This is a genomic window from Sulfitobacter sp. M85 (assembly GCF_029285915.1).
Taxonomy (GTDB): Bacteria; Pseudomonadota; Alphaproteobacteria; order Rhodobacterales; family Rhodobacteraceae; genus Sulfitobacter; species Sulfitobacter faviae.
On record NZ_JABECQ010000004.1, the window covers coordinates 355,693 to 367,522 of the forward strand.

Genomic DNA, 11,830 nt, shown 5'->3' on the forward strand with positions numbered 1-11,830 from the left:
GCCCCGCCGCCTGCGTGATCAGCCGCGTTTGCGCAACACTAGGAAGGTCATCATGCCCATGGGCGGCAGGGCGCGTTCGTCTTCGACCTCCAGCGCGTCTTGTTGCAGCACGGTTTCCATCTCGAAATCAGAATGCCAGCCGAGCGTATTTGCGAAGGGGGCCGAGACTTTTTCCAGAAAGCCCAGAACCCCCGTGGTGCGCATGAAATGGTTGGCAATAACCACCTGACCGCCGGGCTTCAGCACGCGGGCGATTTCCTCCATCACGCGCTCAGGCTCGGGCACCACGGAGAGCACATGCATCGCAGCGATCGTGTCGAAAGTGGCATCGGGGAAGTCGAGGTGGCGCGCGTCCATCTGGCGCAGGTCAGCTACATGTTGCAGCCCTTCACGGGTGACGCGCTGGCGGGCCTTGGCGAGCATCTCGTCGCTGAAATCAATGCCTGTGACGGAGAGGTGCGGCGCGTAGTGGGGCAGGGACAGGCCGGTGCCGACACCCACTTCGAGGACAGAGCCGCTGCCCTTGTTGATATGGGCCACGACATGGCGGCGACCGCCGCTGGTCAGCGCGCCGAAGGTCTTGTCGTAGATCGGTGCCCAACGGGCATAGGATGTCTCGACCGCCTTGATGTCCATTTCAATTCCTTTTGGTTAAACTCGTTTTCCGTGCTCTCAAAAGCCCCCAGATCACCATGCCGATATAGGCCACGCAGAGCACGACCAGAGTGGTCCATGCATAGGTGGCAAGGGCGGCGGCGAAAATTGCCACGCCCACCAGCAGGTATTTCACATGGCGTCGGGAGACTTTGGTGGTTTTGAAAGACCATGTGGGGATGCGGCTGATCATCAGAAATCCGATCAGCACCATATGCAGGCAGATCATCCAATCCGGCAGAATGGGCCGGTTGTGAAAGGCAAAAGACAGGGTCATCGGCAAGAGCACCAGCAGCGCGCCTGCGGGCGAGGGGATGCCGGTGAAAAAGGAACCGGATTCGCCCACCGCATCGCCATTCTTGGCCTTGGCCGCTTCGGCCTTGTCGTTGACGTTGAACCGCGCCAGCCGCACCACGCAGCAGACCGCGTAGACGAGCACGGAAATCCACGCCGCGCTGCGCATGTCTTGCAGCGCCCAGAAATAGAGGATCAGCGGCGGGGCCACGCCGAAGTTCAAAAAATCGGCCAGCGAGTCCAATTCCGCCCCCATCGGGCTGGAAGACCGCAAGAGCCGCGCAAGCCGCCCGTCCAACCCATCCAGCACGCAGGCCAAAAGGATCAGTTGCACCGCCAGCACATAGTTGCCCTGCACCCCAAAGCGGATCGCTGAAAGCCCTGCGCAAATCGCGGTGATCGTCAGCGCATTGGGCAGAAGCTGGATCAGCGCAAGGTCCGCGCCGGTCTTTTCAGAAGGGGGGCGCATGGGGTGTTTCCTAAAGCGGGGCGGTCTCTATGACCGGCTGTTTCAACTCGGCCAGCACGGTTTCCCCGGCGACCATGGTCTGCCCGATGCGCACCATCGGGTCGACGCCTTCGGGCAGGTAAACATCTAGCCGGGAGCCGAAGCGGATCAAGCCGAAGCGTTCGCCGGTCTCAAGCCCGTCGCCGGATTTCACGAAACAGACGATGCGCCGCGCCACGAGGCCCGCGATCTGCACCACGGCGATGTCGCGCCCGTCGTCCATGCGGATGCACAGGCTGTTGCGCTCATTGTCGGCGCTGGCCTTGTCGAGCGAGGCGTTGAAGAATTTGCCCGGACGGTAGGCCACGGCCTGCACCTTGCCCGCGACGGGGGCGCGGTTGATGTGGCAGTTAAAGACGCTCATGAAGACGCTGACGCGGGTCAGCGGCACATCCGGCATCCCCAGTTCGGCGGGCGGCACCGCAGGCTCGATGAGTGAGACGATGCCGTCGGCGGGGCTGACGATCAGGTCGGGCCGGTCGGGGGTCACGCGCTCGGGATCGCGGAAGAAGTAGTAGCACCAGATCGTCAGGCCGACGCCGATCCAGCCGAGGACTTCTTCGATGGCGAAGAGCACAAGCGTGACAGCGGCGAAGATCGCCACGAATTTGATGCCCTCGCGGTGCATCGGTTTGATGAATGTGTCGAGCAAGTTGACGGCCATCGGACCCTCCCGTTCAGGCTGTCTTCCGTCATAGGTGCATAGCGGGTGAGTGCAAGGAGGTTTTAGGTGGGCGCGTTTTTTGGGCGGTTGCGGGCTGAGTGTAGCGGATACCGGCGGCGTCTTTTCCGGGCATCGAAAATGTTAGCCGCCATGCGCTGAGGGTGTCGCCCTCCCTGGGGGGCGATGAGCGCTTGCGTGATGTAGGGACAGTCATTCTGGACCCTGACTGGCCCGTCCACCGAAACGTTGCAAGATCGCCCTCCGGGGGGAGGGAGGGCGATGCCCGGTGTGCCACCGGGCGGGTCAGTTAAAAGGGGGAGCCTGTCAAAACCACTGCCCCGGCTCCATCAAACCCAGATCCATCAGCTGCCGGGAATGCCACTCGAACGGCTCGGAGTTGTGCCACTGGAATGTGGGGATGTCATAGCGGCTGCCGGGATTGCGCTTCAGCGCCTTGGCCGTGCGGAACGAGCAGATCGCCGACGTGACGTTGTGATGCCATTCGCAGGCGTAGGTGTTGTATTCCTCGTCGTTGAACGTGTGGTCGCCGCGCAGCTTCAGCCCCGGTTTGGCGCGAAACAGCGGAATACGGTCGATCTTGCGGCTGTGCGGCGGCACATGTTCCTCGAACCGCCAGCGCAGCCCACCAAAGAAATCAAGCTGCCGTTCCTTGGGGTGCCCCTGCCGGGCCGCATCCTTGCGCGCCAGCGCGTAATAGCCCGAGCGGTCCAAATGCGCCTGATCCAGTGAGACGGCATTGGGGTGTTGCTTGAGGTCCAGCGCATAGAGGTCCACCACATAGGCCAGCATGGCATCGCGCCGCTCTTCGCTGTGAAAGGCCAGCAATTCTTTGACGTTGCGTGTCTCGCTGAAGGGGTGGAACAGGTATTCGGCGTTGTAGCAGTAATAAAGCCATTGCCCCGGCACCGCCGCGATCATGCGGTTCACGGCCCGCTCCAACGCGGCTTCGGCAGTGGTGTCATAGTCGACCCGCAGCACGCTTTCTTGCAAGTCGCGGGGCAGCTCGAAACCGGGGGGCATCAGCGCTACGACGCTGTCGAACCCCGCCTGCTGGTGGTGGCGCAGGGTGGTGTCGACCTCAACCTCATCCTCGACCAAGATCATGGCGATAGGGCCTGCGTTCAGCGCCGTGCGGGCCTCTTTGATAAGCTGGTCGAGATCGCGATACCGCATAGGCCCCCGCTGGAATTTGCCGCCGGTAAAGTCGGCCAATTCCGGGTGCATTGCAAGACGCGGCCACCGCTGTTAGACGACGCCATCTGCCCGAAATCCGTCAAAACCCTTGGATGCCCGCCATGACCCAACCGAAAAAGCTGTTCATCAAGACCTATGGTTGCCAGATGAACGTCTATGACAGCGAACGCATGGCCGAGAGCCTGGGCGGGCAGGGCTATGTCACCACCGACCGCGCCGATGACGCGGATATGATCCTGCTCAACACCTGCCACATTCGCGAGAAGGCGGCGGAGAAGGTCTATTCCGAACTGGGCCGTCTGAAGCCGCTGAAAGACGCGCGGCCCGATCTGAAGATCGGCGTGGCGGGCTGTGTGGCCCAAGCCGAGGGCGAAGAGATCATGCGCCGCCAGCCCGCCGTCGATCTGGTGGTCGGCCCGCAAAGCTATCACCGCCTGCCGGAGATGGAGGCGAAGGTGCAGGGCGGGCAAAGCGCGCTCGACACTGATTTCCCGGCAGAAGACAAATTCGACCACCTCAAGGGCCGCCCCAAGGCGAAACGCGCCCCCGCCGCCTTTCTGACCGTGCAAGAGGGCTGCGACAAGTTCTGCGCCTTCTGCGTGGTGCCCTATACCCGCGGCGCCGAAGTCTCCCGCCCCGCCGAGAAGGTGTTAGAGGAGGCCCGTAATTTGGTCGAGCGCGGCGTGCGCGAGGTCACCTTGCTGGGCCAGAACGTCAACGCCTACCACGGCGGCGTGACGCTGGCCGGGTTGATCCGGGCGCTGGCCAAGATCGACGGGCTGGAGCGTATCCGCTACACCACCAGCCACCCCAACGACATGGGCGATGATCTGATCGCGGCCCATGGCGAAGTGCCTGAACTGATGCCCTATCTGCATCTGCCGGTGCAGTCGGGCAGCGACCATATCCTGAAACGGATGAACCGCAGCCACACCGCCGAGAGCTACCTCAAACTGCTCGAGCGCATCCGCGAAGCGCGGCCCGACATCGTGCTGTCAGGCGACTTCATCGTCGGTTTCCCGGAAGAGACCGAAGCGGATTTCGAGGCCACGATGGAACTCGTTCGGCAGGTGCGCTACGGATATGCCTATTCCTTCAAATACTCCACCCGCCCCGGCACGCCCGCCGCCGAACGCCCGCTGGTCGATGCAGCCGTGGCCGATGACCGTTTGCAGCGTCTGCAAGGGCTGATCACCCAGCACCAGCAGGAAATCCAGCAGTCGATGGTGGGGCGCGAAGTCTCGGTTCTGGTTGAGAAAAAGGGCCGTCTACCCGGTCAGATGCTGGGCAAGTCGGAGTATCTGCATGCGGTGCATATCGAGGATAGCACGGCACAGATCGGTGATATCCAGCGCGTGCGGGTGACCGAGGCCAAGACGAACTCTCTGGCCGCTGTTCTGGTCTGATCGGCATCCCCTAAAGCTGCATCGGGTGCGCGTCGCCGCGCACCCTTGGCTTGTCAGTAGTTGTGTTTGCGGTGCGATGCGGCGTCCGCAAAGATCCGTTTCATCGTCGCTTTCAGCCCCTCGGGGTTGCCGACGAGTGTGTGATCCCGGCAGACCCGTTCTGCCACGGCATGGGCGGTGGCAAAGTCATAGCCCACGGCCACGAGGCTATCCACAAAAACCGAGTTTGGCCGGTCCCAGATTACGTCGTTCCACGGGCCGCGGTAGCAGCTGACGTGGATCACATTGCCCGTGGGATGGGCCACACCTTGGTTGTGATAGGCGTATTTCACACCCCCCGCGAAAGCGGGCAGGGCAAGCAGGCCGGTGACGGCGGTGGCGAGTAGCGTTTTCATCATAAGTTGGTCCCCCAGTTTTTATTGCAGAAATCAAGATCGGCAAAGCCGCGCGAAGTCCCACCCTCGCGATCCGATGGAAAGAGGTTTAGGTCTAAAGGTGCGGTTTTCAAGAAGATTCAATGGCAGGGGCTGCTCTTTGCGAACAATCCCAAGGGCTTGCGCGGGATTGTCGCCAAGCCATCTCCAATGGCCTGTTTTCGGCGGTTCGGGGCAGGGAGAAATGGCCGCGCTCCGAAGCCGTTTCGCCGCTACCCCGCGGTGGATTCGTTGTAAGCCGCCAAGGTTCGGCCACAAAATGTTGATTTCACAGCTTCACAGCGAGACCGTTTTTACCTAACCTGACCCTATGCTCAAAAGGCGCGGGTCCGGGGAGGGGTCGCATTTGCCAAAGATAAGAACCAGAAATTAGAATAGGACAAACGCTGTGGGACCCACTATTTCCAAAGCACTGCGCGCCATGGCCAGCCTGACGATGGCGGCGGCGCTGACCGTGGCCAGCACCTCGGTCGATGCGCAGACACCCTCGCAACAGGGCCGTGACAAGGGCGTTTACACGCCGACCATCTGGGTTGACCCGGATGGCTGTGAACATTGGGTTATGGATGACGGGGCCGAGGGCTATATGACCCCCCATGTCACCCGGCAGGGCATTCCGGTGTGCCGCCGCGGCGATGTCTGCGGCGTGATGGAGGCGGATCAGTTCTTCGCCACCGACAAATACAGCATCTCGCCGCAAGGCCGGGCGCGTCTGGCGAATTTTTTCCAATCGACCGGGGCGGTATCCTACATCATCACCGGCCATACCGACAGCCGCGCGTCGGACGCCTATAACATGCGCCTGTCCTACAACCGGGCCAATGCCGTGGCGCGCATCGCCAATCAAGTGGGTGCCAAGATCGCCGATGTGCGGGGCTATGGCGAACGGATGCCCGCCGTGCCGAACAATTCCGCTGCGAACATGGCCAAGAACCGCCGTGTCGAAATCATCTGCATTCGCTGAAGGGACCGTAAAAGTGATTAAGACAAAACTTCTCATGGTCACAGCCTGTGCCGTCGGCCTGTCGGCCTGTACCGATTACGAAGGCGGTCTGGGCCGGGGCTACCCTTCGGACAAGACCTTTGACCGGGGCATCGACAAAAAGCACCTGAGCAACCTTCAGGCGGGCATCTGGGTCGATCCCAACGGTTGCGACCACTGGATCATCGACGACGGGGTCGAGGGCTATCTTTCGGCACGGCTCGATAAATTCGGGAAGCCGGTCTGCTCGGGCGTGGCGCCACCGACACATACCGCGGGCCACTTCAAGGGTGGCTCCAACATCAAAGACCCGAACTGACCTTGGCGGGCCATATCACAGACCCCGGGCCGGAGCGCGTTGCGCTTCGGCCCTTTTTGTCGCGACGGGTTGGTAATTCGGTCCGGTCTGACTATTTCAACATTTAGTGCTTCACAAAGGATACGCGCATTGCCTTCAACTGATCTGATGACACCGGAAACCGCGGCCGAACGGGTGGTGGAATTTCCCGACAACCGCCTTTTGATCGACCTCTGCGGCGCCTATGACGCGCATCTGGCTGCCATCGAGAAATCGCTTGAGGTGCAGATCATCCGGCGCGGCAATCACCTGCAAATTCTGGGCGAGGGCGAGGCCGTGGAGAAGGCCGAGAGCCTGCTCAATGCACTCTATGTCCGGCTTGAAAGTGGCCGCGCGGTTGAACCTGCGGATGTGGACGGTCTGCTGCGTATGGGCAACTCCGGCGCAGGCACCGGCGTGCGTCAGGGTGACCAGCTTGAAATGCCGATCTCGGATGCGATCGAAATCCAGACCCGCAAGAAACGGGTGGAGCCGCGCACCGATGCGCAGAAAGCCTATGTGCAATCGCTCTTCGACAACGAGCTGGCCTTTGGTATCGGCCCTGCGGGCACTGGCAAGACCTATCTGGCCGTGGCAGTGGGCGTGTCGATGTTCATTGGCGGCCATGTGGACCGGATCATCCTCAGCCGCCCTGCGGTCGAAGCGGGCGAGAAGCTGGGCTACCTGCCCGGCGACATGAAGGACAAGGTCGACCCCTATATGCAGCCGCTTTATGACGCGCTGAACGACTTTTTGCCGAGCAAGCAACTGGCCAAACTGCTGGAGGAAAAACGCATTGAGATCGCGCCGTTGGCTTTCATGCGGGGCCGCACGCTGTCGAACGCTTTCGTGGTGCTGGACGAGGCGCAAAACGCCACTTCGATGCAGATGAAGATGTTCCTGACACGTCTGGGGCAGAACTCGCGCATGGTGATCACCGGAGACCGGACCCAGATCGACCTGCCGCGCGGGGTGCAGTCGGGGCTTCAGGATGCGGAGCGCTTGCTCAAGCAAATCCCCAGCATCAGCTTCAACTACTTCTCGTCCAAAGACGTGGTGCGCCATCCGTTGGTCGCCGCGATTATCGAAGCTTATGAGGCCGATAGCGGTGCCGCTTGACGTGATGCTGGAAGATTTCGACATCGTGATCGAAGACGACCGTTGGGCGGCGGTCGACCTTGAAGCGCGCGCTCATGCCGCGGCGCGGGCTACCCTGGGCCATCTCGGCCTTGATGCCGAAGCCGCTGAGATGACCCTGCTGGCCTGCGACGACAGCCGCATCGCCGCGCTAAACGAAGACTTTCGCGGCAAAGCGCGGGCGACCAATGTGCTAAGCTGGCCTGCCGAGGAACGCGGGGCGGTCACCCCGGGCGGCGATCCGCTGCCTGTCGCCCCCGGCATTGACGGGATGCTCGAACTGGGCGACATCGCCTTGGCTTATGAGACCTCCGCCGCCGAAGCCGCGGCGGCGGAGAAGCCATTAGATGCCCATGTGACCCATTTAATCGTGCACGGGCTGTTGCATCTTCTGGGCTATGACCATGAAAATGACCCCGACGCGACGTTGATGGAGGGGTTGGAGCGCGAAATACTTGGCAAAATGGGTTATGATGACCCATATAAGGAAAATGGGCCTTGAGGGGCTTTGTAACACAGACGGGACCCAATGGGCGATACAGACGGATCATCTGACGCGGCGCAGAGCGCGCTGACAGATGAAGACAGACATGAGCAGCCGGACGATGGCGCGATGCGCACCGGCAATTTCTTCTCTCGGGTGTTCGAGGCATTAAGCCCATCGGACAGCGAGGAGGACACGCCAGAGACCTCGGCAGAGGCCGAGCGGCCCACGGGCCATGGCATGATGAACCTGCGCCGGATGCGGGTCGATGACGTGGCGATCCCAAAGGCGGATATCACCGCCGTGCCGGTCAGCGCCACGCTGGATGAGCTGGTCTCGGTCTTCAAGGAAAGCGGGATGACCCGCCTGCCGGTCTATGATGGCACGCTCGACACGCCCGTGGGCATGGTCCACCTCAAAGACCTTGCGCTAAACCACGGTTTCAACGGCAAAAACACCAAGTTCGATCTGCGCACCCTGCTGCGGCCACTGGTCTATGTGCCGCCGTCGATGACCATCGGCGTTCTGCTCACCAAGATGCAGGCCGAGCGGCGGCATATGGCGCTGGTGATCGACGAATATGGCGGTGTCGACGGGCTGGTGACCATCGAAGATCTGATCGAGCAGGTCATAGGTGAGATCGAAGACGAACATGACGTCGATGAGGGCACCTATTGGACGGTCGAAAAGCCCGGCACTTATCTCGCGCTCGCCAAGACCCCACTGGGGGATTTCGAGGCTGAGATTGGCCATTCCCTGACCGACCATGAAACCGTCGACGAAGAAGAGATCGATACGCTTGGGGGCTTGGTCTTTATGCTGTCGGGCCGCGTGCCTGCGCGGGGCGAGGTGGTCTTGCACCCTGATGGTCCGGAGTTCGAGGTGATTGACGCCGATCCGCGCCGCATCAAACGGTTGCGGGTCCGCACCCAAGGGGCCGGGGGATGAGGCAACGGCTGGCGATGCGGGGCCGGTTGCTGCTGGCCCCCCTCGCCGGGGCCATCGCAGCCTTCGGGCAAGCGCCTTATGAACTGCCACTTTTGCTCTTCGCCGGGCTGGTGGCGGCGTTTTGGCTTTTTCGCGCGCAATCCGGCGGGCCAATGCGCCCGGCGCTTTTAGGCTGGGGCTTTGGTTTTGGCTATTTCCTGCATGCGCTGCAATGGATCGTTTCGCCCTTCATGGTCGATGTGGCGCAGCATGGGTGGATGGCGCCTTTTGCGCTGATCCTTCTGGCCGCTGGCATGGCGCTGTTCTGGGGGCTGGCCTTTGGCCTCGCCCGTTGGATCGCGCCGAAGCGTGGGCTGGCGCTGGCGCTGACTTGGGCGGCGGTGGAACTGCTGCGCGCCTATATTTTCACCGGCTTCCCATGGGCCATGCCCGCTCAAGGACTGGTTGGCGTGATGGCGGGGCAGGGCCTCGCCTGGGTCGGCCCCTATGCGCTGAACCTCTGGCTATTCGCCATTGCCGCGATCTTGCTGCTGCGCGGCCCTTTGAGCCTGCGGTTGGGGCAGGGGGCGCTGGCCTTGTCGACGGTGCTGCTGTTGCTGTTGCCCCCGCAAGCGCCGCCCGCGGTGCTGACCGAGAACGTGGTCCGTTTGGTGCAGCCTAATGCTGCGCAACGCGATAAGTGGAACCCCGATACCTTTGAATTCTATTTCTCCCGCCAGCTCGACTACACTGCCGCCGCACCGCCAGACGAAGGCACGGCCCCCGATCTGGTGATCTGGCCCGAGACCGCGATCCCATGGTCGTTGGACATGGCAGGCAGCGCTTTGGATGAGATCGGCGCGGCCTCGGACGTGCCGGTGGCGCTGGGCGTGCAGCGCCGGTCGAACATGCGCTACTACAACTCGCTCGTCCTGCTCGACGAAGGCGGCGCGGTCGATCAGCTTTATGACAAACATCACCTCGTGCCCTTTGGCGAATACATGCCCTTGGGGGATCTGATGGCGCGTTTCGGGATCCACGGCCTCGCCGCGCAGGAGGGGAACGGCTTTTCCAGCGGGCCGGGGGCGCAGGTGTTGGATATGGGATCGCTCGGCGCCGCATTGCCGTTGATTTGCTACGAGGCCGTCTTTGCCCATGATGTGAACGCCGCGCCAGCGCGGCCCGCCTTCCTGATGCAGGTGACCAATGACGCATGGTTCGGCAAGGCCGCAGGCCCGCGTCAGCATCTGGCCCAAGCGCGGATGCGCGCGATCGAGCAGGGGCTGCCCATGGCCCGGGCGGCCAATACTGGCATCTCGGCGATGATCGACCCGCAGGGGAGGGTGATCGCTTCGCTGCCGCTCAATTCCGCAGGCTTCATCGACGCGCCGCTGCCAGCGCCACTGGCGCCCACGCTCTATAGCCGCAGCGGTGATTTGCCTTTAATCCTGCTTCTGACCCTCTGCCTTGCCGGGCTTGCCGTGGCCCGCCGTCGCAGCCCGGGGAATGCCGATTGACCATCCACCAGCGGTTGTCTAAGCCGTTGGGAGAGCACCACAACGGCTTCCTGACGTGGTGCGTAATTTTTATTGGAGCACTACATGTCCCGTCAGAACTATACTTTCACTTCGGAATCCGTTTCCGAGGGGCACCCGGATAAGGTCTGCGACCGGATTTCCGATGCCATCCTCGACGCTTTCATCAGCGAGGAACCCGAAGCGCGGGTCGCCGCCGAAACCTTTGCCACCACCAACCGCGTCGTGATCGGGGGCGAGGTCGGGCTGGCCAACAAGACCAAGCTCGATGAATATCTGGCGGGTGTCGAGGATATCGCCCGCGCCTGCATCAAAGACATCGGTTACGAGCAGGATGAGTTCCACCACGCGACATGTGAGATCACCAATCTGCTGCACCCGCAGTCGGCGCATATCGCCCAAGGCGTCGATGCCGCCGATGGCAAGGAAGAGGGCGCAGGCGATCAGGGTATCATGTTCGGTTTCGCCACCGATGAGACGCCCGAGTTGATGCCCGCGCCGATCCACTACGCCCATGCGATCCTGCGCCGTCTGGCCGAGGTGCGCAAAGACGGGACCGAGCCGACCCTGCGGCCCGATGCGAAAAGCCAACTTTCGGTGCGTTACGAGAACGGCAAACCGGTGGGCGTAAGCTCCATCGTGCTGTCGACCCAGCATGAGAGCGAAAGCCAGACCAGCGCCGATATCCGCGAGATCGTGGAGCCCTATATCCGAGAGGTTCTGCCCGAGGGGTGGATCGATGCCGACACCGTTTGGCATGTGAACCCCACCGGCGTTTTCGTGATCGGCGGGCCGGATGGCGACGCGGGGCTCACGGGCCGCAAGATCATCGTGGACACCTATGGCGGGGCCGCACCGCATGGCGGCGGGGCGTTTTCGGGCAAAGACCCGACCAAGGTCGACCGTTCGGCGGCCTATGTGGCGCGCTATCTGGCGAAAAACGTCGTGGCGGCGGGGCTGGCGAACAAATGCACCATCCAGCTGAGCTATGCGATTGGCGTGAGCGAGCCGCTGTCGATCTATTGCGACACCCATGGCACCGGTGACGTGCATGACGCTGCGATCGAAAAAGCGATCCGCCAGATCATTGACCTGACCCCGCGCGGCATTCGTGAGCATTTGCAGTTGAACAAGCCGATCTATCAGCGCACGGCGGCCTATGGCCACTTTGGCCGCGCGCCCGACGCGGATGGCGGTTTCAGCTGGGAGCGCCGCGATCTGGTCGATCAGTTGAAGGCGGCTGTGTAAGTATT

The 11,830-nt window shown here is 62.1% G+C and carries 13 protein-coding genes and 1 riboswitch; of the genes, 8 read left to right on the plus strand and 5 right to left on the minus strand.

All coding sequences use genetic code 11. From position 1 onward, the window contains the following. Nucleotides 1–18: 18 nt before the first annotated feature. The 4 genes from HKX24_RS10440 to HKX24_RS10455 form a co-directional block, all read right to left on the minus strand. Nucleotides 19–636, minus strand: a complete 618-nt coding sequence (locus tag HKX24_RS10440; protein ID WP_271691864.1) for a class I SAM-dependent methyltransferase — start codon at nt 634–636, stop codon at nt 19–21. A 1-nt stretch (nt 637) separates the two neighbouring features. Further along, entirely contained in the window at nt 638–1,417 is a 780-nt protein-coding gene (gene pssA, locus HKX24_RS10445; RefSeq protein ID WP_271691863.1) for a CDP-diacylglycerol--serine O-phosphatidyltransferase, read from the minus strand. A gap of 10 nt (nt 1,418–1,427) precedes the next feature. Next, nucleotides 1,428–2,120, minus strand: coding sequence for a phosphatidylserine decarboxylase (locus tag HKX24_RS10450; protein WP_209217358.1), 693 nt, complete (start codon nt 2,118–2,120; stop codon nt 1,428–1,430). A 324-nt stretch (nt 2,121–2,444) separates the two neighbouring features. After that, a complete protein-coding gene (locus HKX24_RS10455; RefSeq protein WP_271691862.1) occupies nt 2,445–3,314 on the minus strand; it encodes a hypothetical protein in 870 nt (289 codons plus the stop codon). A gap of 122 nt (nt 3,315–3,436) precedes the next feature. Here HKX24_RS10455 and miaB point away from each other — a divergent pair, with 122 nt between their 5' ends. Next, complete coding sequence (gene miaB, locus HKX24_RS10460; RefSeq protein ID WP_276154002.1) at nt 3,437–4,741, plus strand: tRNA (N6-isopentenyl adenosine(37)-C2)-methylthiotransferase MiaB; 1,305 nt, start codon at nt 3,437–3,439, stop codon at nt 4,739–4,741. 53 nt (nt 4,742–4,794) lie between these two features. Here miaB and HKX24_RS10465 read toward each other — a convergent pair whose 3' ends face one another. Further along, entirely contained in the window at nt 4,795–5,136 is a 342-nt protein-coding gene (locus tag HKX24_RS10465) for a hypothetical protein (RefSeq protein ID WP_271691860.1), read from the minus strand. Nucleotides 5,137–5,563: 427 nt separating this feature from the next. Between HKX24_RS10465 and HKX24_RS10470 the strand changes: the two genes are divergently transcribed. The 7 genes from HKX24_RS10470 (at nt 5,564) to metK (ending at nt 11,825) form a co-directional block, all read left to right on the plus strand. After that, the gene (locus tag HKX24_RS10470; protein WP_136720426.1) at nt 5,564–6,139 is read left to right on the plus strand and encodes an OmpA family protein; all 576 of its coding nucleotides are present in this window, start codon (nt 5,564–5,566) and stop codon (nt 6,137–6,139) included. 13 nt (nt 6,140–6,152) lie between these two features. Further along, complete coding sequence (locus HKX24_RS10475; RefSeq protein WP_197470808.1) at nt 6,153–6,476, plus strand: hypothetical protein; 324 nt, start codon at nt 6,153–6,155, stop codon at nt 6,474–6,476. A 147-nt stretch (nt 6,477–6,623) separates the two neighbouring features. Beyond that, on the plus strand, nt 6,624–7,613 hold the full coding sequence (locus HKX24_RS10480; protein ID WP_067261409.1) for a PhoH family protein: 990 nt from the start codon (nt 6,624–6,626) through the stop codon (nt 7,611–7,613). Beyond that, on the plus strand, nt 7,588–8,133 hold the full coding sequence (gene ybeY / locus HKX24_RS10485; RefSeq protein WP_271691859.1) for an rRNA maturation RNase YbeY: 546 nt from the start codon (nt 7,588–7,590) through the stop codon (nt 8,131–8,133). Before HKX24_RS10480 ends, ybeY begins: the two co-directional genes overlap by 26 nt. 27 nt (nt 8,134–8,160) lie before the next feature. Continuing rightward, nucleotides 8,161–9,063 carry a hemolysin family protein gene (locus HKX24_RS10490; RefSeq protein WP_271691858.1) on the plus strand — a complete coding sequence of 301 codons (903 nt, stop codon included), beginning with the start codon at nt 8,161–8,163 and terminating at the stop codon, nt 9,061–9,063. Next, a complete protein-coding gene (gene lnt, locus HKX24_RS10495; RefSeq protein WP_271691857.1) occupies nt 9,060–10,559 on the plus strand; it encodes an apolipoprotein N-acyltransferase in 1,500 nt (499 codons plus the stop codon). Before HKX24_RS10490 ends, lnt begins: the two co-directional genes overlap by 4 nt. A gap of 31 nt (nt 10,560–10,590) precedes the next feature. Beyond that, nucleotides 10,591–10,639, plus strand: a riboswitch (SAM-SAH riboswitch). Between the two features lie 4 nt (nt 10,640–10,643). After that, nucleotides 10,644–11,825: a methionine adenosyltransferase gene (metK, locus tag HKX24_RS10500; protein WP_271691856.1), complete on the plus strand. Its 1,182-nt coding sequence runs from the start codon at nt 10,644–10,646 to the stop codon at nt 11,823–11,825. Nucleotides 11,826–11,830: the final 5 nt, after the last annotated feature.